At 63.6% G+C, this 24294-nt stretch carries 22 protein-coding genes and 1 tRNA gene; 12 read left to right on the forward strand and 11 right to left on the reverse strand.

Translation table 11 applies throughout. The features are described 5' to 3' along the window. Nucleotides 1-114 precede the first annotated feature (114 nt). Entirely contained in the window at nt 115-1248 is a 1134-nt protein-coding gene (gene odc2 / locus NKK52_RS18985; protein WP_023671923.1) for an ornithine/lysine decarboxylase, read from the reverse strand. A gap of 540 nt (nt 1249-1788) precedes the next feature. On the opposite strand from odc2, the gene NKK52_RS18990 reads away from it, so the two are divergent. From NKK52_RS18990 to NKK52_RS19005, 4 genes are all read left to right on the forward strand, one after another. Continuing rightward, nucleotides 1789-2988 carry an amidase gene (locus NKK52_RS18990; protein ID WP_023683272.1) on the forward strand — a complete coding sequence of 400 codons (1200 nt, stop codon included), beginning with the start codon at nt 1789-1791 and terminating at the stop codon, nt 2986-2988. A 2-nt stretch (nt 2989-2990) separates the two neighbouring features. Continuing rightward, complete coding sequence (locus NKK52_RS18995) at nt 2991-3890, forward strand: LysR family transcriptional regulator (protein ID WP_023671925.1); 900 nt, start codon at nt 2991-2993, stop codon at nt 3888-3890. A gap of 89 nt (nt 3891-3979) precedes the next feature. Next, nucleotides 3980-4648 (forward strand): DUF1007 family protein, encoded by a 669-nt coding sequence (locus NKK52_RS19000; RefSeq protein WP_023683271.1) that lies wholly within the window; start codon nt 3980-3982, stop codon nt 4646-4648. Nucleotides 4649-4656: 8 nt separating this feature from the next. Then, entirely contained in the window at nt 4657-5817 is a 1161-nt protein-coding gene (locus tag NKK52_RS19005) for a nickel/cobalt transporter (RefSeq protein WP_198031495.1), read from the forward strand. 10 nt (nt 5818-5827) lie between these two features. Here NKK52_RS19005 and denD read toward each other — a convergent pair whose 3' ends face one another. The 4 genes from denD to NKK52_RS19025 are packed head-to-tail and all read right to left on the reverse strand — an operon-like array spanning nt 5828 to nt 8761. After that, on the reverse strand, nt 5828-6811 hold the full coding sequence (denD, locus tag NKK52_RS19010) for a D-erythronate dehydrogenase (RefSeq protein WP_023683269.1): 984 nt from the start codon (nt 6809-6811) through the stop codon (nt 5828-5830). 11 nt (nt 6812-6822) lie between these two features. After that, on the reverse strand, nt 6823-7029 hold the full coding sequence (locus NKK52_RS19015; RefSeq protein ID WP_023683268.1) for a hypothetical protein: 207 nt from the start codon (nt 7027-7029) through the stop codon (nt 6823-6825). Nucleotides 7030-7087: 58 nt separating this feature from the next. Continuing rightward, nucleotides 7088-8059 carry a cation diffusion facilitator family transporter gene (locus NKK52_RS19020; RefSeq protein ID WP_023683267.1) on the reverse strand — a complete coding sequence of 324 codons (972 nt, stop codon included), beginning with the start codon at nt 8057-8059 and terminating at the stop codon, nt 7088-7090. A gap of 15 nt (nt 8060-8074) precedes the next feature. Beyond that, nucleotides 8075-8761, reverse strand: coding sequence for a GNAT family N-acetyltransferase (locus tag NKK52_RS19025; protein ID WP_023683266.1), 687 nt, complete (start codon nt 8759-8761; stop codon nt 8075-8077). An 83-nt stretch (nt 8762-8844) separates the two neighbouring features. Between NKK52_RS19025 and NKK52_RS19030 the strand changes: the two genes are divergently transcribed. Then, nucleotides 8845-10029, forward strand: a complete 1185-nt coding sequence (locus tag NKK52_RS19030; RefSeq protein WP_023683265.1) for a pyridoxal phosphate-dependent aminotransferase — start codon at nt 8845-8847, stop codon at nt 10027-10029. A gap of 12 nt (nt 10030-10041) precedes the next feature. Here NKK52_RS19030 and NKK52_RS19035 read toward each other — a convergent pair whose 3' ends face one another. Then, nucleotides 10042-10803 carry an SDR family oxidoreductase gene (locus NKK52_RS19035; protein ID WP_023683264.1) on the reverse strand — a complete coding sequence of 254 codons (762 nt, stop codon included), beginning with the start codon at nt 10801-10803 and terminating at the stop codon, nt 10042-10044. A 332-nt stretch (nt 10804-11135) separates the two neighbouring features. Then, a complete protein-coding gene (locus tag NKK52_RS19040; protein WP_023671935.1) occupies nt 11136-11873 on the reverse strand; it encodes a tellurite resistance TerB family protein in 738 nt (245 codons plus the stop codon). 204 nt (nt 11874-12077) lie between these two features. Here NKK52_RS19040 and NKK52_RS19045 point away from each other — a divergent pair, with 204 nt between their 5' ends. After that, nucleotides 12078-12440, forward strand: a complete 363-nt coding sequence (locus NKK52_RS19045; RefSeq protein ID WP_023683263.1) for a YybH family protein — start codon at nt 12078-12080, stop codon at nt 12438-12440. A 23-nt stretch (nt 12441-12463) separates the two neighbouring features. Here NKK52_RS19045 and trhO read toward each other — a convergent pair whose 3' ends face one another. Continuing rightward, nucleotides 12464-13390, reverse strand: coding sequence for an oxygen-dependent tRNA uridine(34) hydroxylase TrhO (gene trhO, locus NKK52_RS19050; protein WP_023683262.1), 927 nt, complete (start codon nt 13388-13390; stop codon nt 12464-12466). 174 nt (nt 13391-13564) lie between these two features. Here trhO and NKK52_RS19055 point away from each other — a divergent pair, with 174 nt between their 5' ends. Further along, on the forward strand, nt 13565-14203 hold the full coding sequence (locus NKK52_RS19055) for a 2-dehydro-3-deoxy-phosphogluconate aldolase (protein WP_023683261.1): 639 nt from the start codon (nt 13565-13567) through the stop codon (nt 14201-14203). Between the two features lie 135 nt (nt 14204-14338). Here NKK52_RS19055 and NKK52_RS19060 read toward each other — a convergent pair. The 3 genes from NKK52_RS19060 to NKK52_RS19070 form a co-directional block, all read right to left on the reverse strand. Then, nucleotides 14339-14412: transfer RNA gene (locus tag NKK52_RS19060), tRNA-Gln, on the reverse strand. 115 nt (nt 14413-14527) lie between these two features. Continuing rightward, nucleotides 14528-16354: a peptidoglycan L,D-endopeptidase MepK gene (gene mepK, locus NKK52_RS19065; RefSeq protein WP_023683260.1), complete on the reverse strand. Its 1827-nt coding sequence runs from the start codon at nt 16352-16354 to the stop codon at nt 14528-14530. Nucleotides 16355-16743: 389 nt separating this feature from the next. Next, nucleotides 16744-18282, reverse strand: a complete 1539-nt coding sequence (locus NKK52_RS19070) for a sigma-54-dependent transcriptional regulator (protein ID WP_023683259.1) — start codon at nt 18280-18282, stop codon at nt 16744-16746. A gap of 145 nt (nt 18283-18427) precedes the next feature. On the opposite strand from NKK52_RS19070, the gene NKK52_RS19075 reads away from it, so the two are divergent. The 5 genes from NKK52_RS19075 (at nt 18428) to NKK52_RS19095 (ending at nt 24293) form a co-directional block, all read left to right on the forward strand. Beyond that, nucleotides 18428-20266 carry a M3 family oligoendopeptidase gene (locus NKK52_RS19075; protein ID WP_023683258.1) on the forward strand — a complete coding sequence of 613 codons (1839 nt, stop codon included), beginning with the start codon at nt 18428-18430 and terminating at the stop codon, nt 20264-20266. A gap of 414 nt (nt 20267-20680) precedes the next feature. After that, the gene (locus NKK52_RS19080) at nt 20681-21397 is read left to right on the forward strand and encodes a helix-hairpin-helix domain-containing protein (protein ID WP_023683256.1); all 717 of its coding nucleotides are present in this window, start codon (nt 20681-20683) and stop codon (nt 21395-21397) included. A gap of 163 nt (nt 21398-21560) precedes the next feature. Continuing rightward, complete coding sequence (locus tag NKK52_RS19085) at nt 21561-22706, forward strand: aminodeoxychorismate synthase component I (protein ID WP_023683255.1); 1146 nt, start codon at nt 21561-21563, stop codon at nt 22704-22706. Next, nucleotides 22655-23317 carry an aminotransferase class IV family protein gene (locus NKK52_RS19090; protein ID WP_031199162.1) on the forward strand — a complete coding sequence of 221 codons (663 nt, stop codon included), beginning with the start codon at nt 22655-22657 and terminating at the stop codon, nt 23315-23317. Before NKK52_RS19085 ends, NKK52_RS19090 begins: the two co-directional genes overlap by 52 nt. A gap of 52 nt (nt 23318-23369) precedes the next feature. Continuing rightward, entirely contained in the window at nt 23370-24293 is a 924-nt protein-coding gene (locus tag NKK52_RS19095) for a heme-dependent oxidative N-demethylase family protein (protein WP_023683253.1), read from the forward strand. Nucleotide 24294: the final 1 nt, after the last annotated feature.

The following is a 24294-nucleotide window of genomic DNA, read 5'->3' on the forward strand; positions in this document are numbered from 1 at the left end:
ATCAATGTAATTTACAATGTCCATTTCCGCGATCCTTCACGAGCGGAGCTTGTTCCACAGGCGAACCCGAGCGGACGCAAACGTCCGCCTGAGGTGATCTGAAGGCCGAAGCCGTCAGATCACGTAGGATCGGAGAGGCTCGAAGCCGTTGAAGGCGACCGCCGAGTAGGTGGTCGTGTAGGCGCCGGTGCCTTCGATCAGCACATCGTCGCCGATGGTCAGCGACAGAGGCAGCGGATACGGCGTCTTCTCGTACATCACGTCGGCCGAATCGCAGGTCGGGCCGGCGAGCACGCAAGGTGCTGTCTCCGAGCCGTCATGGCGGGTGACGATCGGATAGCGGATCGCCTCGTCCATCGTCTCGGCCAGACCGCCGAACTTGCCGATGTCGAGGAACACCCAGCGCACATTGTCGTTTTCGGCCTTCTTGGAGATCAGCACGACTTCCGACTTGATGACGCCGGCATTGCCGACCATGCCGCGGCCCGGCTCGATGATGGTCTCAGGGATCGCATTGCCGAAATGCTTGCGCAGCGCCGAGAAGATGGCCTGGCCATAGGCCTGGGCCGCCGGCACGTCACGCAGATAGCGCGTCGGGAAACCGCCGCCCATATTGACCATCTTGAGGACGATGCCTTCGTCGGCGAGCGTGGCGAACACCTTCTTGGCGTCGGCCAGCGCACGGTCCCACGCCGTCAGGTCGGTCTGCTGCGAGCCGACATGGAACGACACGCCATAGGCGTCGAGGCCGAGCGTCCTGGCATGGCGCAGCACGTCGACGGCCATCGCCGGCACGCAGCCGAACTTGCGCGACAGCGGCCACTCGGCGCCTTCGCCGTCGGTCAAAACGCGGCAGAACACGCGCGCGCCGGGAGCGACGCGGGCGATCTTGTCGACCTCCTCGACGCAGTCGACGGCAAACAGCCGAATGCCGAGCTGGTAGGCGCGTGCAATGTCACGCTCCTTCTTGATGGTGTTGCCGAAGGAGATGCGGTCCGCCGGCGCACCGGCGTCCATCGCCATCTCGACCTCGGCAACGGAAGCGGTGTCGAAGGACGAGCCCATCGCAGCAAGCAGGCGCAGGATCTCCGGCGCAGGGTTTGCTTTCACCGCATAGTAGATCCTGGAATCGGGCAGCGCCTTCTCGAAGGCACGGAAATTGTCGCGCACGACATCGAGGTCGACGACGAGGCAGGGGCCGGACGGACGTCGGGTGGCGAGGAAGTCGAGGATGCGCTGGGTGGCCATCGGGGTCTCTCCATTAACGCCTTGCGGCGCGCAATAAGGCTGCGGGACGCGGGCTTTCGGCCTCGCGAACACGCGGTCAAACAAAGGCGGGACGGAAATCCATGGAACCAGCCGGTGGAGACCCCGGAACCATGAAACGCCGTCTCGCGGCGGTGAACCTTGGCCTTGCCCGGCCTCGGTTCGCTTTGTCTGCCTTGGCTTGGATGGGAGACCCGTCCGCACTGCCGGCAATGAAGGTGTGCCTCTTCAGTAACCCCGGTCTTTGGACGACCGGCAGAACACCAGAAAGGCCCGCACCGTCGTTGCTTCAAGGTGTCCTCGGGCTGGCGGTTGGCCGCTAGACCGACTGGAGGGGTTAGCTCCAGTTACCTTACCGATTTCCCTCACCATTCGAGGATCGGCGGACACCCACAGGCACGTGCGACTTTGGGCAAGCGCGATATAAGATCGAAAGATTTCACAATCAATAAAAATCGTATCCCAGGTTGTAAAATTTCCGGCATCGAACAATGCTGGCCTACTGTATACGGATATCGAACGATGCCAGGCACACACGGCCCGCTCAACGCCTTTCTCGACCTGCGCCGCATGCCGGTCGCCAATGCGGAACTGGGGCCGCTGGCGGGGCTCAAACTGGCGGTAAAGGACATTTACGACGTCGCCGGCTATCGCACCGGTTGCGGCAATCCGGTGAAGTTCGCCGAGTCCCACGCCGCGTCGAGCACCGCACCGGCCGTACAGGTGATTCTCGATGCCGGCGCGCGCTTCATCGGCAAGACGCAGACCGACGAGTTCGCCTTCTCGCTGATGGGCCAGAACGCGCATTTTCCGTTTCCGGTGAACCCGGCTGCCCCCGACCGCGTCACCGGCGGCTCGTCCTCCGGATCGGCCGCGGCGGTGGCCGGCAAGCTCGCCGACATCGCCACCGGCTCGGACACCGGCGGCTCGATCCGCGCCCCGGCGAGCTTTTGCGGATTGATCGGGCTGCGCACCACGCATGGCCGCATCTCGCTCGAAGGCACGATGAAGCTGGCGCCGAGCTTCGATACGTTCGGCTGGTTCGCCGACGACATCGAAACCTATGAGACGATCGGCAAGCTGTTGCTTGGCCGCGACCCGCATCAGCATCCGCTCAACCGGCCGCTGTCGATCCGCTGGCTGGACGCCTTCGTCGCCGGCCCGGCCGAGGCAGCCGAATATGCCAGGATGAGAGCGCTGGCCGCCAGTCTTGTCGGTGAGCCGGCGCCGGTAGAGTACAGCTTCGCCTCCTTCCCCGACGAGCTCTACTGGTGCTTTCGCCGCCTCCAGGCCGCCGAGGCCTGGCAGCAACATGGCGCCTGGATCATTTCGGGCGAGCGCAATCTCGGGCCGGGCGTCGAGGAGCGCTTTGGTTTTGGCAGGACAATCGACGAAAAGACCGCGCGGGCCGAGGCGGTGCGCCGCCTGACCTTCCGCTCCGAGCTGGCTGCCTTGCTCGGCCAAGACGGGTTTCTTGTCCTGCCCACCGTTCCAGGCCCCGCACCTCTGGTCAAAAGCGAGCCGCAGCAGCTCCAGGCCTACCGCGAAAGGGCCTTGCATCTTTTGTGCCTTTCGGGTCTTTCAGGCTTTCCGCAAATCACCCTGCCGCTGGGCTCGGTCGACGGTGCCCCTTTCGGCCTCTCGCTGCTCGGCCCTCCCGGCAGCGACATTGCCCTGATACGGCTCGGCCGGCGAATTCTCGATGCGGCACGAAAGGCCTGATGATGGATACACTGACCCGCATGCGCGCCTTCATCGACGTCGTCGAGGCCGAAGGCTTTTCGGCGGCCGCGCGCAAGATCGGTCGCTCCAAGGCGCTGCTGTCGAAATATGTGCGCGAACTCGAGGACGAACTCGGCGCGCTGCTGCTCAACCGCACCACGCGGCAGTTCTCGTTGACTGAGGCCGGCCATACCTATTACAGCCGCGCTTCGGAAATCGTGCGCGAGGTCGACAGCCTAGCCGACGCCGTGCGCGAATCCTCCGGCGACGTGCGCGGCAGGATCAAGCTCTCCGCGGCGCGCACCTTCGCCGACGCGCCGATAGGCCAGTCGCTCATCGACTTCGCCAAACAGCATCCCGACATCGTGCTCGACATCCATCTCGACGACCGTTTTGTCGATCTGGTCGAGGAAGGTTTCGATCTTGCCGTGCGCATCTCGCGCCTGGAGAACTCATCGCTGATCGCCCGCCGCCTGGGGCCGTTTTCGATCAAGCTTTGCGCCTCGCCGGAGCTGATCGCCAAGCACGGCAAGCCGACGCGCCCGCAGGATCTCGCCAACTTGCCCTGCATCGTCGACACCAATGGCCGCTCGCTCGCCAACTGGCGCTTCAGGGGCGATGGCGAGGAGTCAGTCAGTGTCAACGTATCGGGTCCCATCGAGGTCAACAGCCCGATGGCCGCGCGAGCCGCCGCCGTGTCCGGTCTGGGCTTCACCATCCTGCCGGATTTCATCGCCGCGCCCGACCTCGCATCCGGGCTTCTGGTGTCGTTGCTCGACGACCGCATCCAGTCGGGCAGCGGCATTTTCGCCGTCTACCCGCACCGTCGCTATCTGCCGGCCAAGGTCCGTGTCTTCGTCGATTTCCTGGTGCAATGGTTCAAGAACCGCGAGAGCGCTTGAGCCGGTCCTGCCGTGCCGCGGTCCCAATTTCGCCCCGTTTCTGGTAACCTCTCGAAATCTCTCCGAGGCCGATGGAACAGCGACCGAGAATGCATCTGAAACGGCACGCAATCATGCTGGCTTCGGCCCTGGCGACGACTTTTGCCTCCGTCGGAGCGGCTGGCGCGCATCCTCATGTCTTCGCCGAGGCCCGCCTCGACGTGATCCTCTCTCCGGATCACCAAAGTGTGAAAGCGCTGCGTCACCTCTGGCGTTTCGATGATCTGTTTTCGAGTACGGTGATGATGGAGTTCGACAAGAACTCCGACCTGAAGCTTGACGACAAGGAGCTGAAGGATGTCGCCGACACCGTTCATGCCTCGCTGGCCGAGTTCAATTATTTCCAGCTCGTCACCGTCGACGGCAAGGACGTGCCGATGACGCCGCCACCGCATCTTATGGCCAATTTCGAAAACGACCAGCTGATCATCCTGTTCGAATCCGAACCCAAGGTGCCGATCAAGCTCGCCGGCAAGATCGATTTCGGCGTCTACGATCCAACCTTCTACACAGCGATCGACTTCACCGAGGATAGCAACATCACGGTGGAAGGCCTGCCCTCGAGCTGCACCAAGAGCGTCATCCGGCCTGATCCAGACGAGGCGATCAAGGAAAACCAGAAGACCCTGACGGACGCGTTCTTCAACGACCCGACAGGCACCGACATGAGCAAGATCTTCGCCACCAAGCTCGAACTGAATTGCCCGCCAGAAGGATAGATCCGGTGATGAAACCGTCCCTGCGTTTGGCATTCGGCCTCGTGGCCGCTGCCCTGCTGATGACGCACTTTCTCGGGCAGGCCCATGCCCAGAGCTCACTCGGCATCGGTGTCAATGACGGCATGGCGCCCACCACCGGCCCGTTCGCCCACATCCTGATGTGGATCAATCTGCGCCAGCAGGAATTCTACCGCGCATTGGCCACGGCGATGAAAGCAATGCGCGAGGACGGCAGCAAGATGTGGCTGCTGATCGGCCTGTCCTTCGCCTATGGCATTTTCCACGCCGCCGGCCCCGGCCACGGCAAGGCGGTGATCTCGTCCTACATGGTGGCCAATGAAGTGGCGCTCAGGCGCGGTATCCTGCTGTCCTTCGTCTCGGCGCTGCTGCAGGGCCTGACCGCGATCCTGGTGATGCTGCTTGCCTATTTCGTCCTGCGCGGCACCGCCATCTCGATGACCGACGCAGCCTGGTTCATGGAGATCATGAGCTATGTCTTCGTCACTTTGTTCGGCGCCTGGCTGCTGTGGCGCAAGCTTGGGCCCACGGTCCAGCGCTGGTTCGGCAGGGCGCCCGCCTACAGCCTGTCGGCAGCCCACGCCGGCCATGGCGGCCATTCGCATGCCGGTCACAGCCACGCGGCGCAGGCGCATGCCTTGCATGTGCATCACGACCATTCGCATGATCATCACGATCACGCCGCGCACGACCACGACACGCACGATCATTCCGATCACGACCACGCTCATCACAATCACGCCGCTCACGATCAACCGGCCGGCGAGGTCTGCGACACGTGCGGCCATTCGCATGCGCCTGATCCGGCGCTGCTGTCGGGCGACCGCTTCGACTGGCGCACGGCCTGGTCGGCTGTAGCCGCCGTCGGCATCCGCCCCTGCTCCGGCGCGCTGATTGTGCTCAGCTTCGCGCTGCTCAACGGCCTGTGGCTCGGCGGCCTGCTGTCGGTGCTGGCGATGTCTATCGGCACCGCCATCACAGTCTCGGCGTTGGCGACGATCGCTGTGACAGCCAAGAACTGGGCGGTCTATTTCGCCGGCGATGGCCGCATGGGCAACCGTATCCACACATTCGTCGAAATCGGCGGCGCCGCGTTCGTCTTCCTGTTCGGGCTGTTGCTGTTGTCGGCGAGCCTGTCCGGAACTGTATGACCTCGGCGGGTCAGGCCTGACCCGCGATCTTTCCGCCCAACTCATCCTCGATATGAGCGCGGATGATTTCATCGAAACTGTTTTCGGCGCTGAAGCCGAGGTCCCTTGCACGGCGCGCCTCGAAGCGCGTCGGCCAACCCTTGACGATCGCCCAGATGGTCTCATCCGGCTGTTCGCGGATCAGCTTCACGACGTCGGCGCCTGCAATGCGCTCCAGCGCCTCGATCTGCTCGCCGACGGTGACGGCAACGCCGGGCATTGTGAGGTTGCGGCGCGGCCCGACAGCGGCACCGTCGAGCCCGGCGGCATGGATCAGGAAGTTCACCGCCGAACGCGGGCTGGCATGGGTGTGCAGCACCGAGCGCGGCACCGGCAGGATCGCCTCGTGGCCGCTCAGCGGCTCGCGGATGATGCCGGAGAAGAAACCTGACGCCGCCTTGTTCGGCTTGCCGGGCCGCACGCAGATGGTCGGCAGCCTTATGCCGATGCCGTCGAAGAAGCCGCGCCTGGAATAGTCGGCCAGCAGCGCCTCGCTCATCTGCTTCTGGGTGCCGTAGGAGGTCAGCGGCGTCGGATGAAAGTCGTCCGGGATCACATCGGGGAACGGCGCGCCAAACACCGCGATCGACGAGGTGAAGACGAGGCGCGGCGAAAAGCCCGCCAGCCGGACCGCATCGAACAGAGCCCGTGTGCCGTCGAGATTGACGCGGTAGCCGAGATCGAAATTGGCTTCCGCCTCACCCGACACGATGCCGGCGAGATGGAACATGACGTCGGGGCGTGACGCCACCAGGCTCTCGGCAGCACCGGCGTCGGCAAGGTCGCCGGTATGCGTGGCGATGCTGACGCCGTCCATCGCCGGCGCCTGCGGCGGCACGATGTCGTGCAGGTCGAGCCCGGTGATCTTGCGGCCGTTGAGCGTGCCGTCCTTGGCCAGCCGGTCGACAAGTTTGCGGCCGACCATGCCGGCGGCGCCAGTAATCAGGATGCGCATTTCAAAGCCTCTTATTTGCCCTTGTTCTGGCTGCGACCCCGCAACCAGAACACCAGAAAGAATGCCAGCACGAAGGCGATGCCGACGATGCCGGCAAGTACGGTCGAGATATTGCCGACAGCCAGCATCACCGTCGGCAGATAGAACGCCGCGATGCCGAACAGCAGCATGATCCAGGCTGCGGCAATCAGCGCGTTTCGCGTGTCGCGATCCATCATGCCGTCCCGCCACAGCGGGAACTCGTCAACTCGGATGCCAATGCCATGAAATTCCCTGTCAGTGATAATGGCCGTGATGCGGTGGCGCACCATGGTCGTGGTCATGATCGTGCTCGTCATGGCTGTCGGCGCACTGGCCGAATTCCGGTTCGACCGTCGCGTGGCTGATGCCGTGTTCGGCGGCGAGCCGCTTCTTGATGGCGCTGACCGCCTGGTGCGGATCGACGCCATCGTTGAGGCAGGCATGCAGCGTCGCCATGTTGCTGGAGCCGTCCAGCGACCAGACATGCATATGGTGCACTTCGCGCACGCCCTTGACGGTGCCGGCAATGTCCTTGGCGATGATGTCGCGGTCGAGGCTTGCCGGTACGCCTTCGAGAAGGACGTGGGCGGCTTCGCGCATCAGCGACCATGCGGTGGACAGGATCAACACCGAGACCAGCACCGACAGAATCGGGTCGATCGGCGTCCAGCCGGTGGCCAGGATGACCAGCGCCGCCACGATCGCCGCCGCCGAACCGAGCAGGTCGCCCAGCACATGCAGGATGGCGCCGCGCATGTTGAGGCTGTCGTGGTCGCCGCCATGCAGCACGAAGAACGAGGCGAAGTTTACCAGAAGGCCGGCGATCGCCACCACCAGCATCGGCCCGCCCAGCACCGGCGCCGGCGTCATCAGCCGGCCCCAGGCTTCGTAGACGATCCACAAAGCAATGGCGAAGATGGCGATGCCGTTGGTGTAGGCGACCAGCGTCTTGACCCGGCCGAAACCATAGGTCAGGCGCACTGTCGCCGGCCGTCCGCCAAGATGGAAGGCGTACCAGGCAAGGCCAAGCGCGATCGAGTCGGCGAGCATGTGGCCGGCGTCGGCCAGCAGCGCCAGTGATCCCGTCAAAAGGCCGCCAAGCACTTCGGCCACCATGAAGCCGGCGGTCAGGCAGGCTGCGATCAGCACACGCTTCTTGTCGGTCGAGCCATGCAGGTGGCTGGCGCCATGCCCAGCAAGCGAACCATGATCATGGCTGTGCGCCATCGGAAAAAACTCCTGTTACGCGCCGAACTCGGCGCGGAAATCCTCGAGCCGCCGCTTCTGCCGGCCTTCGCCATCGAAATTGGCGGGATCGAGCCATGCCTCATAGGCTTTGCGCAGCGCCGGCCATTGCTTGTCGATGATCGAGTACCATGCGGTATCGCGGTTTTCACCCTTGACCACAAGATGCTGGCGGAAAATGCCCTCGAACTTGAAGCCGAACCGTTCCGCCGCGCGCTTTGACGGCTCGTTGCGGTTGTTGCATTTCCACTCGTAGCGGCGATAGCCGAGCCCGTCGAAAATATACTTCATGAACAGGAACTGCGCCTCGGTCGCTGCCGGCTTGCGCGAGATCAGCGGCCCCCAATAGATGTTGCCGATCTCGATGACGCCATAGGTGGGATCGATGCGCATCAGCGTCTGTCGCCCGGCGACCTTGCCGCTGGCCTTGTCGATGACGGTGAAGAACAGCGGGTCCTCGCTCGCCTCGACCTTGTCCAGCCATGGCTGGAAATCGGCGCGGGTTTGCGGCGGGTAGTCGGGCAGCCAGGCAAAGCGTCCATCGATGTCGGGCACGGACGACGCCTCGTACAACCCATCGCCGTGCTTTTCGGCGCTCAGCGGTTCGAGCCGGACATAGCGGCCGTCAATGGGCTTGCGCTCGGGCCGCGGACGCGCTTGCCAATCTTTGAGATTTTCCGACACGCAAAACTCCAATCCGTTTGACTTTTGTGAGCAGACGCTCACAAAAACGCGACCTAACAGCAAGAACCACACGGACGGGAAAAATGCTCCACACGATTTCGGCCTTCGACCGTCTCGGCGAGGAAAACGCCTTTGCCGTGTTGGCGCGCGCGACTGCACTGGCTCAACAGGGCCGCGACATCGTCAACCTCGGCATCGGCCAGCCCGACTTCAAAACGCCGCAGCACATTGTCGAGGCCGCGATCAAGGCGCTGCGCGACGGCCACCATGGCTACACCCCGGCCAATGGCCTGCTGGCGACGCGCGAAGCGGTGGTGCGGCGCACGCTGACCACTACCGGCGTCGAAGTCTCGCCCGAGAATGTAATGATCCTGCCCGGCGGCAAGCCGACCATGTTCGCGGCCATCTTGATGTTCGGCGAACCCGGCGCCGAGATCCTCTATCCAGACCCAGGCTTTCCGATCTACCGCTCGATGATCGAGTTCACCGGCGCCGCGCCCATTCCGGTGCCGATCCGCGAGGAGAACGGCTTTGCCTTCTCGGCAGAAGAGACGCTGGCGCTGATCACGTCGAAGACCAGACTGCTAATCCTCAACTCACCGGCCAACCCGACCGGCGGCGTCACGCCGCGCGCCGAGATCGAGAAGCTGGTAAAGGGACTGCAAGCGCATCCGCAGGTCGCTATCCTCTCCGACGAAATCTACGACGTCATGACCTATGACGGCGAGACGCATTTTTCGCTGCTCAATTTTCCGGAAATTCGCGACCGGCTGATCGTGCTCAACGGCTGGTCGAAGACATGGGCGATGACCGGCTGGCGCATGGGCTGGTCGATCTGGCCGAATGGCGACAAGGGCGGGCATCTCTACGACAAGGTCCGCAAGCTGGCGGTCAATTGCTGGTCCTGCGTCAACGCGCCGAGCCAGTTCGCCGGCATCGCCGCCATCGACGGCCCGCAGGACGATGTCGACAAGATGATGTGCGCCTTCGACAACCGCAGGAAGATGGTGGTCGAGGGGCTGAACGCGCTGCCCGGCGTCTCCTGCATCACGCCCAAGGGCGCATTCTATGCCTTCCCGAATGTTTCGAAGACCGGCTGGAAGGCCAAGAAGCTCGCCTCGGCACTGCTCGAGGAGGCCGGCGTGGCGCTGATCGGCGGCCCCGATTTCGGCATTCTCGGCGAAGGCTACATCAGGCTCTCCTACGCCAATTCCGAAGAGAACATCTTGCGCGCGCTGGAGCGGATCGAGTCGTTTTTGAAGAGGTAGGCCTTCGGCTCTTCACCCACGCCCCACGAACGGCATCTTGGTCGCCATCACCGTCATGAACAGCACATTGGCATCGAGCGGCAGGCTGGCCATGTGGACGACGGCGTCGGCGACGCGCTGGACGTCCATCACCGCTTCGGCGGCGATGGTGCCATTGGCCTGCGGCACGCCGACCGTCATGGCATGCGCCATATCGGTCAGCGCGTTGCCTATGTCGATCTGGCCGCAGGCGATGTCATAGGGCCGGCCGTCGAGCGCCAGCGTCTTGGTCAGCCCCGATATGGCGTGCTTGGTCGCGGTGTAGGGCACCGAGCCCGGCCGTGGCGCATAGGCCGACACCGAGCCATTGTTGATGATGCGGCCGCCCATTGGCTTTTGCTTGCGCATGACGCCGAAGGCGGCGCGGGCGCACAGGAACGATCCGGTGAGATTGACGCCGACAATATCGTTCCAGACCTCGACCGGGATCTCGTCGATCGGCGTCGACTTGTAGCTCATGCCGGCATTGTTGAAGAGCAGGTCGACGCGGCCGAAGGCTGCGGCCACCGTCTCGAACAGATCATCGACTTCGCCGGCCTTGCTGATGTCGCAGGCAACCGCCAGCGCCTTGGCGTCCGTTTTCCCGGCCTCGGTAATGGCGGCATCGAGCACCGCTTTGCGGCGGCCGCAAAACACCGTGTTCCAGCCGGCCTTGAGCAGCGCCGTGGCGACGCTCTTGCCGATGCCGGTGCCGGCGCCGGTGACGATGGCGGTTTTCTCTGTGAGGACTGTCATGATTTTGCTCCTGCGCGCCGCGCATCCCCGGCACAGATCGGGGTGCATCCGAATGCACCGACCCATCGCAAATGAGGGCGATCATGGCAAGCCGGACACTAATGCATGTCGCTCAAAAGTGGCCCCGGTTCTGAGAGAACGACATGCATCCGGACAAAAACATGAAGCGCCACGCGCTTTATGTGATCGGTCCGACAAAAAGGGCGGTCATTGGCGACCGCCCCCTGATCTGAACCGGGCTTGGGAGGAGGAAAAGCCGATCCGACTAACTAAAATCATGCGCTTCCTCGGTAAACGAGCAGTTAACGCTTTTCCCGCCGCGGCTGCGTTGTCTACCAGCGCGGGTTCGGCGCCGTGCCTGACGGAACCGGCACCTTGGCCGCCGACACCGTCGCCTCGACATGATCGACGAGCGCATCCGGCAGGCCGAGCCGGCCGGCGAGCAGGTCGAGATAGCCGCGTTCGGCGCGCGTATCGGGGTCGATCGTCAGTCGCGACGCCGTGTAGAGCTCGAGCCTCTGCTCATCGGTCTTGGCGCCTGCGACCAGCGTATCGAGGTCGAGCGGGCTATCCAGCTCGGCCATCAGAAACTTTTCCGCTTCCGTGCCGATGCCGGCCAGACTGAGCTTGCCGGCGATCTTTTGGCGTTCCGCGTCATCGACATGGCCATCGGCCTTGGCCGCCGAGATCATCGCCCGCACCAGGGTCAGCGTGAACTCGTCCTCCCCCTGTGGCGCCTGTGAAGGATGAAAGCCGGTGTCGGCGGGCGGCGGCAGCAATTCCGGCTGGCCGGCCGCCGGCGCCTGCTCGGGTGCATTGCCGGCCTTGTAATTCTGGTAGGCCTTGTAGGCGAGACCGCCGATCGCAGCCAGTCCGCCGAGCTTCACGGCCGTGCCGGTGACCTGCCGTCCCGTGCCGGTTCCAAGCAGCACCGCGGCCAGCGCACCGGCGGCCAGCGGATTGTCCTTGGCCATCTGCACAGCCTGCCCGGCCTTGTCGCGAACGGTGCCGGTTGTGCCGGGAACTTGCGAGCCGAGCAGATCGTCGAGAAGCTTCTTGGGGTCGAACATGGTGCCTCCAGAAAAGGGCCCGCACCAACGTGGACGGGCAGGTTTTGGACGTTGCAGACGTAGGTCCCGCACACTGACATTACAATGACGGAGGCGCGCTTTGCTATCGGCGCCGGCAATGCCGCAAATCAGTGATCCGTGTGTCGATACCGGCCTCGGCTTGCGCTAATGTCGCCGCCGCATTGCCGAGGGAGGAACCTTGCTGTGACCGATCAACCTGGCCGGGAACCGGCGCGCGATCCGCAGGATCTGGAACGTTTGTTGATCGACCGGCAGTGGGCCGGAGACATTGACGGCATGGTGGCGTTGTTCCAACCCGATGCCGTCATCGACACCGGAGCAGCCGAATTGACGCGTGGCCACGAGGCGATCCGCGCTTTGTTCGAAGCCTTTGCCGCGAGCGGGCGAAAATTCCAGCGCGGCGAGCAGCGCCCGGCGGCCATCAACGGCGACCTCGCGTTGACGTCGACCAGGCTTGCCGACGGATCGATAACCTCAGAGATCGCGCGCCGGCAGGCCGACGGCACATGGCTGTGGGTGATCGACCGCTATTCTGTCGTGTGGTGATCCAGTCAGGGCGTCGGCGGCACTTAACTGCCGATATGTCCCCTGCCCTGCGCCTGCGCAAGTTCGACCTGGCGCTGGCGCTCGGCATAGCGGGTGCGATCCTCATCCGAGCGTGCCTCGTAGCAATGCGGGCATGTCACGCCGGTGGAAAAATGCGGCGACAGCCGGTCCTCCCGCGTCAGCGGATGCCGGCAGGCGCGGCAGAGTTCGGCCTCGCCTTCGGTCAACCCATGCGACACCGAGACCCGATCGTCGAAGACGAAACACTCGCCCTGCCAAAGGCTGTCTTCGGCCGGCACCTCTTCAAGATATCTGAGGATGCCGCCCTTGAGATGGAACACATCCTCGAAGCCGAGCGACTTCACATAGGCCGTCGCCTTTTCGCAGCGGATGCCGCCGGTGCAGAACATCGCAACCTTGCGGCCGTCGAGTTGGTCGCGGTGTTTTTCCACCCAGGCCGGGAATTCGCGAAAGCTCGACGTGCGTGGATCCACCGCACCCTCGAACGTGCCTATCGACACTTCGTACGCGTTGCGTGTGTCGATGACGATGGTGCCGGGGTCCGAGATCAGCGCGTTCCAGTCGGCCGGCGCGACATAGGTCCCCGCACCCGTCGCCGGGTCGAGGTCTTCGACGCCCATGGTGACGATCTCGCGCTTCAGCCGCACCTTCATGCGATGAAACGGCATTTCGGCGGCAGTGCTGTATTTGACCTCGAGATCGGCAAGACCCTCGATGGCCTCAAGATAAGCGATCAGGTCGGCTATGTCGGTTTCGCTGCCGGCGACCGTGCCGTTAATACCTTCCTGCGCCAGAAGCAATGTGCCCTTGATGCCCCGCCCGCAGCAGAAGGCGGCAAGTGGCGTGCGCAAGACCCGCAGCACCTCGAAGTCGCCCAGCCTCGCAAATTTGTAGAGTGCGGCAACGCGCACGGGTTCACGGTTGGTCATCGCCAAGCCACTAAACCGTGGTCAAAGCGGATTCAAGGCAGAGCTAAAGACACTTCGTCGGTATTCGCCCGCAGGCTCGTTGGCCGACATGTGACATCGCGGCAGGCCGGGTTTCGTGGACTCGGAATCGGCCTTCTGCTAATCGGTTGAAATCACCTAGGGAGAGACAAGCCAATGCTCAGCAAGACCGAAACGCTCCTGTCGCTGCTCAATGGCCAGCCGGTCATTCCGGTGCTGAAGATCGCCAATGTCGCGGACGCCGTCCCGCTCGCCCGGGCGCTGGCCGCCGGCGGCCTGCCGGCAATCGAGATCACGTTGAGAACCGCCGATGCGCTGGAAGCGATCCGCCGCGTCGCCGGTGAGGTCGAGGGCGCCATTGTCGGCGCCGGCACAATTCTCGATGCCAAGCAGTTCGACGAGGCAGCGGCCGCTGGCTCGAAATTCATCGTCAGCCCCGGCATCACGCGAGAGTTGCTGGCGGCGGCCAAGGACAGCGACGTTCCCTTGCTGCCCGGCGCCATCACGCCCGGCGAGATCATGGCTGCCCGCGAGGCCGGCCTGCGGTTCCTGAAATTCTTCCCGGCCGAACAATCCGGCGGCATCGCCTCGCTCAAGGCCTTTGCCTCGCCGCTGGCCGACGTGAAATTCTGCCCGACCGGCGGCATCTCGGCCAAGAACGCCGCCGACTATCTCAGCCTGCCCAATGTCGTCTGCGTCGGCGGCTCGTGGGTGGCGCCGGACGAGTTGGTCAAGGCCGGCAAGTGGGATGAGATCGAGGCGCTCGCGAAGGCCGCGAGCAAGCTCGGAAAATAACCTCCGCTACTTTGTCTTTGCGCAATTCCCAAGGGAAGCGCTCTTTTCCCGGGAAAATCACAGTGTTCCCGGAATTGCACTCGGCACAAAAACCCGCCAGCTGCGCCGACCGGGTTTGCTACGCATTGAAATTTTTGGTTCCCGCTCATGGGCTCGAACCACGATTCACGCCTTCAAAGGGCGCTGTCCTACCATTAGACGAAGCGGGAATGCAGGCTGGTGGTTAGCATTCCGGGACGCTAGAAGCCAGTGCTGGAGATTCGCCAACAGCAAAAAGCCGCGCGGGTTGCCCAGCGCGGCTTCGATGTTTACCCCGTCGAGCTCTTACTTCGTCTGGAAGCGGGCGACCGAAAGGAATTTTACGGCATTGCCGGTGAAGCGGTTGGCATCGGCCATCTGGTTGTCCGCCTGGAAGCCTGCGGTGTAGACCTCGCTCGGCGGCGTATGCACGATGTTGTAGGCATAGCGCGGCGCTGTCGTCGGGCTGGAAACGGTGGCGATGTTGTCGCCGCTGCTCAGCGCCCAGCGCGCCGCCTGCGGTTCGGCTGCCACCACCACTGCCTTCGGTCCTGGCTTCAGGTCGCGGGCCGAAGCCCTTGCTTCCTTGCGTGTCGTCTTGACGCCGGCGCCGATCACCGAGGCTGGATCGGTACCGGCGGGACGGGCAGCAATAGCACCGCGCGGCGATGCGGCATCGACACCTGACGGATCGTTGAACGCCGAGCGAGGCTCGAGCGACGCAACCTGATAGTCGTCGGTAGCACCGGCTGTATCGGCGGCACTGGCCTGTTCGAGAACCGCCTTGACCTCGTCCGGACGCTGCGACGGTAGCACCGAGAACGCGTCGGTTGCGGTCTGCTTGTGGGCAGCCGTATCGGCCAGCGCCAGCAGAACGCCCTTGTCCTGCGGCGCAAGCTCAGCCGGCTGCGAAGAGCGGTCGGGACGCCAGGTCGGCAACGGGACGTTGACCGCGACCTGCGCCGGAGCGGCAGCTTGATCGACCCCCTGGTCGGCATTGCTCGCATCGGCCGTGCCGAACGGCACATTGGCCGGCGCCTGCGCCGTCGCCACCGTCTGTTCGGTGGTGGCATCGGCCACGCCGAACGGCACGGTCTCAGGTTGTTGCGCGCCGACATCGGCCTTCGGCCGCGGTGCGAAAGCGGGCAGCGGCACTTCCTTGGCGGGCAGCGCGGCGATGATCGTCTCCGGCGTGTCCTGCGGCTCCGAATCGTCAGCGCTGTCGTCGGCAAGCTGTGGAATGTTGGCGCGCTTGGCGTTCTGCGGCGACACGATCGCGATGCCAGGCAGATTGCTGTTGTTGTTGCTCGTGGCAGCCAGCACCGGCTTCACGCTTCTCGGCGGCGGCGCGGCGGTAGCGACATCGGCGCTGTCGTCGGCTTCGTCTTCGCCGCCACCGCCAAAGAAAGCGGACAGGAAGCCACCGGATTTCTTGGTGCTGCCGCCTGCGCTGGCCATCATGATGGCAGGAGAACCGGCGCCCTTGCGCGCCTTGTAGGAGGCGAGCGCCTGGTCATAACCCGGCAACGGCCTGCCGTCGCTCGGCACATGCAGCGTCTTGCCATTGGGGAACAGGCTGACCAGTTCCTGGCGGCTGATGCCTGGCCAATGCCGCACATTGCCGACGTCCATGTGGACGAAGGGCGAACCCGACGACGGATAGTAGCCGACGCCGCCGCCCTGCATCTTCAGGCCGATGTTGCGCAGCTTTTTCAGCGGCACACCCGGAATGTAGAAGTCCATCGCCTTGCCCAGCATATGCTGGCTTTCCTTGGCGACACCGCGGCTGCGGCTGCGCAGCATCGAATTGGTCGACGGCGAGCGATAGCCGCAAACGACCTGGATGTAGTCGGTGGCGCCGGCCTGCCGGTAAGCTTCCCACACCAGATCGAGCAGGCGCGGATCCATCTTGGTCGGTTCGTTGCGACGCCAGTCGCGCAGGATGATGTTGATCTTCCTGAGGCCTGCCGGATCGTAGCGGCCATTGCGCTTGTAGACGATCTCGGCCTTTTCGTGCGTGTGGAGGTGATAGAGCTTGAGCGAGCGCGTTTCAGCGCTGGCGCCGGCAGCAGTTGCGGCGAGGAAAGCGAACGCAACGATCAACGCTGCCAGCCATCTCGGCCAGACGCCCATGTGATCGCGCCGCCCGTTTCTGTGTCGTTCGACTTTGTTCAAATCAAAAGGCCTTGCAGGCTGCCGTTTGTCCCCGGATTTGTCCAAACGGATGCGTGGTTCTCACATCCGAATATCGATCCTAATGGTTAATCATCGCTTATTGAAGCCGAAATGCGGTAACACCGTGGCGATATCCCGTCAAAAATAATACACAGGATTTCTTGGTAAACTGCTGGTTTAGATCAAGATTCAGCCTTTTCCCGCTACACGATCTGTTACCGCTGGCCTTAATGCGTGAACAACGCTGTCCGCATCAGCCATATTCCCGCCCCAACCCTTATGCAGCGCCGGATGTGGCATGGCAAGCTGGTCCCGGCCTTGCGTTGGCAAGCTGTGGAATTCGGCGTTCAGGAGGCAAGGCGGTCGAGGCGGCCGGTTTCCGGGTCGATGCCGTATTCCTTGAGCTTGCGGTAGAGCGTCGAGCGGCCGATGCCGAGACGCCGTGCGACCTCGCTCATCTGGCCGTTGTAATGGTCGATGGCGAGCTTGATCATTTCGAGTTCGACATCGGCCAGCGCACGCACATTGCCACGCTCGTCCAGCGCCCTCAATGTGCCGAAACGCTGAAGCAACCTGGCCGGAGGGGCGAGCTCGGCAGCTGCAGTACCGGCGTCATCAGTCTGCGCGCCATCGCCTTGCGATCCGGTGCTCAAGGCCATGCCGGGGTCCGACAAGGACGCATCGGCGTCGAGATTGACGGTGCCGTCGACCTGCGCCCGGATCTGCGGAAATTCGTCAGTCGTGAGCACATCGCCTTCGGCAAGCACCGAGGCCCTGAACACGGCGTTTTCCAGCTGCCTGATGTTTCCCGGCCAATCATAGGCCTGCAGCATGGCCAGTGCGGCATCCGAGATGCCGTGCAGGCGATTGCCCGCCGGCGCCACCTTGTCCATGAAATGCTTGACCAGATAGGGGATGTCGTCGCCGCGGTCGCGCAGCGGCGGCACGACGATCGGGTAAACGTTGAGCCGGTAGAACAGGTCCTCGCGAAACTTGCCGTCCTTGACCTGCTGCAGAAGGTTGCGGTGCGTGGCCGAGATCAGCCTGATGTCGACCCTGACGGTGGAACGGCCGCCGACCGGATCGACCTCGCCATCCTGCACGGCGCGCAACAGCTTGACCTGCACGTCGAGCGGCAGGTCGCCGATCTCATCCAGGAACAGGGTGCCCGAATGCGCCTCGACGAACTTGCCGGTGTGCTTTTCGGTGGCGCCGGTGAACGAACCTTTTTCGTGACCGAACAGGATCGATTCGACCAGATTGTCGGGGATGGCGCCGCAATTGACGGTGACGAACGGCTTTGTGCGGCGTTCGCCGCTGCCCTGGATGGCGCGCGCCACCAATTCCTTGCCGACGCCCGATTCGCCCTCGATCAGGATCGGGATGTTGGAGGCCGCAGCCTTCTGGCCGAGGCGGATCACCCGGTCCATCGCCGGGCTGTGCGTGATCATGTCCTTGAAGGTCAGGTGGCCGCCGCGACGCCGCGACGTGCGCTTGACCTCGTCCTCGACCGCCTCGACCTTGAGCGCGTTGCCGACCGCGGTCTGCAGCCGGTCGGGAGACGCCGGCTTGACGACAAAATCGAAAGCGCCGTGGCGCATCGCCGAAACCACCGTTTCGATGCCGCCCTGCGCAGTCTGCACAATGACGGGAACAGTGATGCCGCGCTCGCGCATCGCCTTCAGCACGCCGATGCCGTCGAGGCCCGGCATGACAAGGTCGAGGATGACTGCCGAAATATCCCTCGCATTGGGTCCGTCAAGCGCGCTCAGACCGGCCTCGCCGCCATCGGCAACGATGGCGCTGTGGCCGAATTTCGTCACCGCCGCCTCGAGCAGCCGGCGCTGCACGGGATCGTCATCGACTATAAGAATGGAACCTGTCATGACTGATTTGAGTTGCCCGCCTGGGAAATTCCCATGGATCATCTTGGCACAGGGTTCTAAACAAGGTTTCAAAAAACCCGGTGAACGAATTCCTTAGGATTTGACCGGCTTGTCCTTTCCCCTTGATTCCAGAAGGTAATTGTTGATGAGCAGGATTCTCGGTCGGCAGCTTGCGGCGGTAGCGTCCGGTCAGGGCGCGGCGGAACTCGGCGACCTGCCGGAATGGAATCTCGCCGATCTTTATTCCGGCATGGAGGCGCCCGAACTGAAGCGCGACCTTACCAAGGCGGCGGCCGATGCCGTCGCCTTCGAGAACCGCTGGAAGGGCACGCTGGCTGCGGAGGCCGAGCGCGGCAGCGCCGGCAGGCTTGGCGAGGCGCTGACAGCCTATGAGGCGCTGGAGGAACTGATCGGCCGCATCGTCTCCTATGCCGGCCTGATCTATGCCGGCAACACCGCCGATCCGCAGCGCGCAAAGCTCTATGGCGACATCCAGGAGAAGATGACCGACGCCAGCGCGCATCTTTTGTTCTTCGCGCTGGAGCTGAACCTGATCGACGACAAGGCGCTCGAAGCAGCCCTCGCCGCCGACGCCGGCTTTGCCCATTACCGCCCCTGGGTGCTCGACCTCAGAATGGACAAGCCCTACCAGCTCGAGGACCGGGTCGAGCAGCTGTTCCATGAGAAATCGATCACCGGACGCGGTGCCTGGAACCGGCTGTTCGACGAGACGATGACCGATCTGCGCTTCGACATAGACGGCGAGGAACTGACGCTGGAGCCGGCGCTGAACCGCCTCCAGGACGCCGATGGGGAGGTCCGCCGCCGCGCCTCCGAAGCGCTGGCCGCAACCTTCCGCAAGAGCCTGCGCACCTTCACGCTGATCACCAACACGCTGGCCAAGGACAAGGAGATTTCCGACCGCTGGCGTGGCTTTGAGGACATCGCCGACTCCCGCCATCTCGCCAACCGCGTCGAGCGCAGCGTGGTTGATGCGCTGGCGTCTGCCGTGCGCGAGGCCTATCCGCGCCTGTCTCATCGCTACTACGCGATGAAGGCGCGCTGGCTCGGCATGGAGGTGATGAACCACTGGGACCGCAACGCCCCCTTGCCCGAAACGCCGCAAGCGGTGATTCCTTGGGATGATGCCAGGAACACTGTGCTGTCGGCCTATCAGCGCTTTTCCCCCGACATGGCGGAGATCGCCCGCACCTTCTTCGACCGCAACTGGATCGACGCGCCGGTCAGGCCCGGCAAATCGCCCGGCGCCTTCGCCCATCCGACCGTGCCTTCGGCGCACCCTTACGTGCTGCTCAACTACATGGGCAAGCCGCGCGATGTGATGACGCTGGCGCATGAACTCGGCCACGGCGTGCATCAGGTGCTGGCCGGCGGCCAGGGCGCCCTGATGGCTTCGACGCCGCTGACTTTGGCCGAGACGGCCTCGGTGTTCGGCGAGATGCTGACCTTCCGTTCGCTGCTCGACCAGACCACCGACAAGCGCGAGCGCAAGGCGATGCTCGCCCAGAAGGTCGAGGACATGATCAACACGGTCGTGCGCCAGATCGCCTTCTACGAGTTCGAGCGCAAGGTGCATGCAGAGCGCAAGAACGGCGAACTGACCTCCGACAAGCTCGGCCAGTTCTGGCTCGAGGTGCAGGCCGAAAGCCTGGGGCCGGCGATCAAGCTGCGTGAGGGCTATGAGGTCTTCTGGACCTACATCCCGCACTTCGTCCACTCCCCCTTCTACGTGTACGCCTATGCCTTTGGCGACTGCCTGGTGAACTCGCTCTACGCGGTCTACCAGAACGCCGAGCATGGCTTCCAGGACAAGTATTTCGAGATGTTGCGCGCCGGCGGCACCAAGCATCACTCGGAGCTTCTCGCGCCCTTCGGCCTCGACGCCACCGACCCCGCCTTCTGGCAGATCGGGCTTGGCGTGATCGGCGGCCTGATCGACGAGTTGGAAGCGCTCGACAGTTAATGCGCGCACCCATTGGACCGATGGCGCAGAGTGACAGGTTCAGGAGCGGTCTCGACTTTGCGGAATCGCAGAACAGTTTAGCCGGAATGCATGTGACGGCAGCGTTGTTCTTGTTCTAAATATCTGTTCTTGAATAACTCTCCGGCGAAATTTTCCGTTAGCTTTCCCGAAGCCGTATGATAGCTTTCCGACCGAAGCTCAGCCGGGCGCGCGGCTTAAGGCCGGACAGCATCCCGGCCCATGGCAGCGGTCTGACGAATGCGACAGCGACGGTTGGCAATGGGCGGGAAAGCCGAACGCCGACAGTCGACGACAGACCGGCTGTTCCCTGAGCCGCCGAACCACATTGGATGATCCGATCTGCCAAGGTCATGACTTGGGACGGCGGCGGACGGATCCGACTGGAGAGAGACGATGACCTTCTTTTACATTGTCCTGGCGTTCCTTGTAGGTGTGTTGGTTGGCTGGTTTATCTGGGGCCGGCTGCGCGGCGAACTTGACAGCCTGCGCGGCGATCTCGACCGCACCCGCAGCGAGCGTGACAGACTGCGCGCCGACGCCGATCGTCTGACTGGCGAACTCGACGCCTGCGGCAAGACCCGCGCCGATCTCGAACGCCGGCTGCGTGAAACATCGACTCCATCCGCCAAGCCTTCCAGTTCGGCGCCGGCCGCGCTGGTGTCGACAGCGGCAACGGCCAAGTCCGCCTCGGCCGCGAAACCTGCCCCCGCCAAACCCGCCGCGGCCAAACCAGCTGCGGCCAAATCCGCGGCCGCAAAACCAGCGGCCAGCAAACCTGCCGCCGCCAAGGCCGCGCCCAAAGCCGCGGCTTCAAAGCCCGCCGCCGTCCCGAAGAAGGCCGCCCCGGCAGCTGGGAAGGCCGACAATTTGCGTCGCCTGATCGGTATCGGCCCGGTCAACGACAAACTGCTCAAGGGCCTTGGCGTCACGACCTACGCGCAGATCGCCGGCTGGACCGCGGCCGACGTCAAGCGCATCGAGGACACGCTGAATTTCGACGGCCGCATCGCTCGCGAAAAGTGGGTCGAGCAGGCCAAGCTGCTTGCCGCCGGCGACGAAAAGGAGTTCGCACGCCAATTCCCGAGCGCCGGGACCGCCAACAACAGCTGATCTGTCATCGGCAACATAACCAGAAGGCGGCGCTCTCGGGCGCCGTCTTTGTTTTTGCATTCGCCACTGTCTTTGCGCCCTGCGACGCCGCTCCCTCGATTGCACGCCGCCCGGCCCCCATATAGAGCGGTTCTGGCGTCATCGACCGCAGTACCCGAGCCCCATGCCCCTGCCCTCTGCCATTTTCCGCAACGATGAAAGCGGCCGTCAGTTGGTCTTCGACCACCCGGCCGACATCATCATTGCCTATGATGGCAAGGATTTTCTGCCGGCGCTGGCGGCCGCGCAGGCGGCGAGCGATGCCGGCAAATGGCTGGCCGGCTATTTCTCCTACGAAGCGGGCTATCTGCTCGAACCGAAACTGGTGCCGCTGTTGCCTGAAGGCCGGCGCGCGCCACTGGTTTGTCTGGGTGTCTTCGATGCTCCGGCCGAAGAGGCCGTGCCGCGCAACGATGCGCCGGCCACCAATGGCCCCATCTTCGACGCCAGGGCCAGTTGGTCCGCTCAGGACTACGCCAAACGCTTCGCGCGCCTTCACGACCACATCCGCAAGGGCGATTGCTACCAAGGCAACCTGACCTTTCCGGTCCGTGCCCAATGGTCGGGCGATCCGCTTGCTGCCTTCGACGCACTGACAGGACGCCAGCCGGTCAAGTATGGCGCACTGATTTCGCTCGGCGATCCCATCGTCTTGTCGCGTTCGCCCGAGCTGTTCTTCGAGATCGATGCCTTAGGCATGATCGAAACCCATCCGATGAAGGGCACCGCACCGCGCGGCGCGACCAAGGCCGAGGACGCGCGGTTGAAGTCCTTCTTGCGCAGCGATGAAAAGAACCAGGCCGAGAACCGGATGATCGTCGATCTCCTGCGCAACGACATCTCCCTGATCAGCGAGATCGGCACGCTGGAAGTGCCGGAACTGTTCCGCATCGAGAGCTACCCGACCGTCCATCAGATGGTGAGCCGTGTGCGGGCGAAGCTTCTGCCTGATCTCGGCATCCGCCAAATCTTTGGCGCGCTGTTTCCCTGTGGCTCGATTACCGGCGCACCGAAAATCCGCGCCATGGAAATCCTGCACGAGCTGGAAGAGACACCGCGCGACGTCTATTGCGGCGCCATCGGCTGGATCGCGCCTGCCGGCATGATGCGCTTTTCGGTGGCGATCCGCACCATATCGCTCTTTTCCAGTGGCGAGGCCGTTTACAATGTCGGCGGCGGCGTCGTCTTCGATTCGACGGCGCAAGAGGAGTATCAGGAGTGTCTGCTGAAGGCGCGCTTCGCGACGGGGACACCGCCGATTTCGAGCTGATCGAGACGATGCGCTGGGAGCCCGGCCAGGGCTTTCTGCGCTTCGAACGCCATCTCGCGCGCCTTTATGGCTCGGCGGAAGAACTCGGCTTTGCCTGCGATCCGCAGCGGATCGGCGAGGTGCTGGCGAATACTATCGGGGCGCAGCAAAAGGCGCTGCGCACCCGGCTCGTCCTGCAGCGCAATGGCGAAGTGACCGCCTCGGTCCAGCCCTATGAGCCGTTCGCCGCCGACAAGGTCTGGCGGCTGCAGCTGGCACGGGTGCGGCTCTCCTCCACCGACACGCTGCTGCGCCACAAGACCGGCCGGCGGCAAGTCTACACTCACGCCCGCTCCGAATATCTGATCACCCAGGCCGACGAAGTGTTGCTCGCAAATGAGCGCAGTGAAATCTGCGAAGGCACCATCACCAACGTCTTCGCCGATTTCGGTGATGGCATGCTGATGACACCCAGGCTCGACTGCGGGCTGCTGCCTGGCGTATTGCGCGCCGAGCTGCTGGACGAAGGCCGCGCCCAGGAGGCGATCTACAGCTATGACGAGTTGAAATCCGCCAAAACACTGTTCGTCGGCAATTCTCTGCGCGGCTTGATCCCGGCAACATTGGCCTGATACGAAGCGGCTGCGAGAATAACCGCCGGCATTGGACACTTTCTAGCGAAGCATGAATTCTCGTCAGCCCACGCACACGCCCTATGATGGCTCCTCAAACCTCTTCACCATCGGGCTGAAGCCGCTCGAACTCGACAAGTGGATCGAGGTCGACCGGTATCTCTTCGACCATCTCGCCGAAAAGCGCCGGCTGTATGCCGAAATCCCCGACAAGGTGTTTGTCGAGGAAGACGGCACGCGCGACGCCCAGCGCGAAGTGCGCGGCCTCATCGAAGCACATCTGCTGTCGACATTTCCCGGGATGTACCGGCGCACCAATGCCGGGGTTGAGGTCATTGGCGCCAAAGCCGACTCTGACGCCACCTTCCCCGATGCCCCGCTGGTCGCAGCGTCGCTGCTCGTCCAGGAAGACCTGATCCTGATGCGCCGTGACGACACCGGCTGGCGACTCGCCGCCGGCTCGCTGTGCTTCCCGTCATCCTGGTCGCTGGTCGAAAAATTCGGCCGGCCGCTGCAGCAGATCCACGCACCGGTGCCGGGCTTCGGTCCGGGCACCAGGCCGGCCGAGCTCATCAACCGCATGTTCGACGGCCTGCAGGGTCAGGCTGTCGAACGCTTCAACTGGTCGATCCAGGCCGACGACGCGCTCTATCATCCGCTCTCCAATGTCGAGCGCATCGACCGCGCCACCAGGCGCCCCTCGCGATTTCCCGACGGCGACGTCAACACCCACGCCTTCATCCGCGTCGAGCGCCAGACGCTGCGCAAACTGCCTCTGTCGCGCGACATCCTGTTCACCATCCGCATCCACCTCGACCCGCTGAAAGTGCTGGCGCGGCATCCCGACCGGGCAACGCTTGCCGCCTCTTTCGCGGCGCAATTGCAGGCGCTGGATGAGGCTCAACTCGACTATAAGGGGATGACGTCAGACCGTGACAGGCTGGTGCAACGCCTGCAAGCCATGACGCTGGAGTGAC

The organism is Mesorhizobium sp. C277A, assembly GCF_040324395.1.
Lineage (GTDB): Bacteria > Pseudomonadota > Alphaproteobacteria > Rhizobiales > Rhizobiaceae > Mesorhizobium.

Excerpts from the sequence above, each read along its gene's own strand:
- NKK52_RS19000 (WP_023683271.1), top strand. The coding sequence starts at position 3,980 with ATGCATCTGAAACGGCACGCAATCATGCTGGCTTCGGCCCTGGCGACG.
- odc2 (WP_023671923.1), bottom strand. The coding sequence starts at position 1,248 with ATGGCCACCCAGCGCATCCTCGACTTCCTCGCCACCCGACGTCCGTCC.
- denD (WP_023683269.1), bottom strand. The coding sequence starts at position 6,811 with ATGCGCATCCTGATTACTGGCGCCGCCGGCATGGTCGGCCGCAAACTT.
- NKK52_RS19005 (WP_198031495.1), top strand. The coding sequence starts at position 4,657 with ATGAAACCGTCCCTGCGTTTGGCATTCGGCCTCGTGGCCGCTGCCCTG.
- NKK52_RS19080 (WP_023683256.1), top strand. The coding sequence starts at position 20,681 with ATGACCTTCTTTTACATTGTCCTGGCGTTCCTTGTAGGTGTGTTGGTT.
- NKK52_RS19075 (WP_023683258.1), top strand. The coding sequence starts at position 18,428 with ATGAGCAGGATTCTCGGTCGGCAGCTTGCGGCGGTAGCGTCCGGTCAG.
- NKK52_RS18995 (WP_023671925.1), top strand. The coding sequence starts at position 2,991 with ATGGATACACTGACCCGCATGCGCGCCTTCATCGACGTCGTCGAGGCC.
- NKK52_RS19015 (WP_023683268.1), bottom strand. The coding sequence starts at position 7,029 with ATGATGGATCGCGACACGCGAAACGCGCTGATTGCCGCAGCCTGGATC.
- NKK52_RS19055 (WP_023683261.1), top strand. The coding sequence starts at position 13,565 with ATGCTCAGCAAGACCGAAACGCTCCTGTCGCTGCTCAATGGCCAGCCG.
- NKK52_RS19040 (WP_023671935.1), bottom strand. The coding sequence starts at position 11,873 with ATGTTCGACCCCAAGAAGCTTCTCGACGATCTGCTCGGCTCGCAAGTT.
- NKK52_RS19030 (WP_023683265.1), top strand. The coding sequence starts at position 8,845 with ATGCTCCACACGATTTCGGCCTTCGACCGTCTCGGCGAGGAAAACGCC.
- trhO (WP_023683262.1), bottom strand. The coding sequence starts at position 13,390 with ATGACCAACCGTGAACCCGTGCGCGTTGCCGCACTCTACAAATTTGCG.
- NKK52_RS18990 (WP_023683272.1), top strand. The coding sequence starts at position 1,789 with ATGCCAGGCACACACGGCCCGCTCAACGCCTTTCTCGACCTGCGCCGC.
- NKK52_RS19035 (WP_023683264.1), bottom strand. The coding sequence starts at position 10,803 with ATGACAGTCCTCACAGAGAAAACCGCCATCGTCACCGGCGCCGGCACC.
- NKK52_RS19020 (WP_023683267.1), bottom strand. The coding sequence starts at position 8,059 with ATGGCGCACAGCCATGATCATGGTTCGCTTGCTGGGCATGGCGCCAGC.
- NKK52_RS19085 (WP_023683255.1), top strand. The coding sequence starts at position 21,561 with ATGCCCCTGCCCTCTGCCATTTTCCGCAACGATGAAAGCGGCCGTCAG.
- mepK (WP_023683260.1), bottom strand. The coding sequence starts at position 16,354 with ATGGGCGTCTGGCCGAGATGGCTGGCAGCGTTGATCGTTGCGTTCGCT.
- NKK52_RS19095 (WP_023683253.1), top strand. The coding sequence starts at position 23,370 with ATGAATTCTCGTCAGCCCACGCACACGCCCTATGATGGCTCCTCAAAC.
- NKK52_RS19070 (WP_023683259.1), bottom strand. The coding sequence starts at position 18,282 with ATGACAGGTTCCATTCTTATAGTCGATGACGATCCCGTGCAGCGCCGG.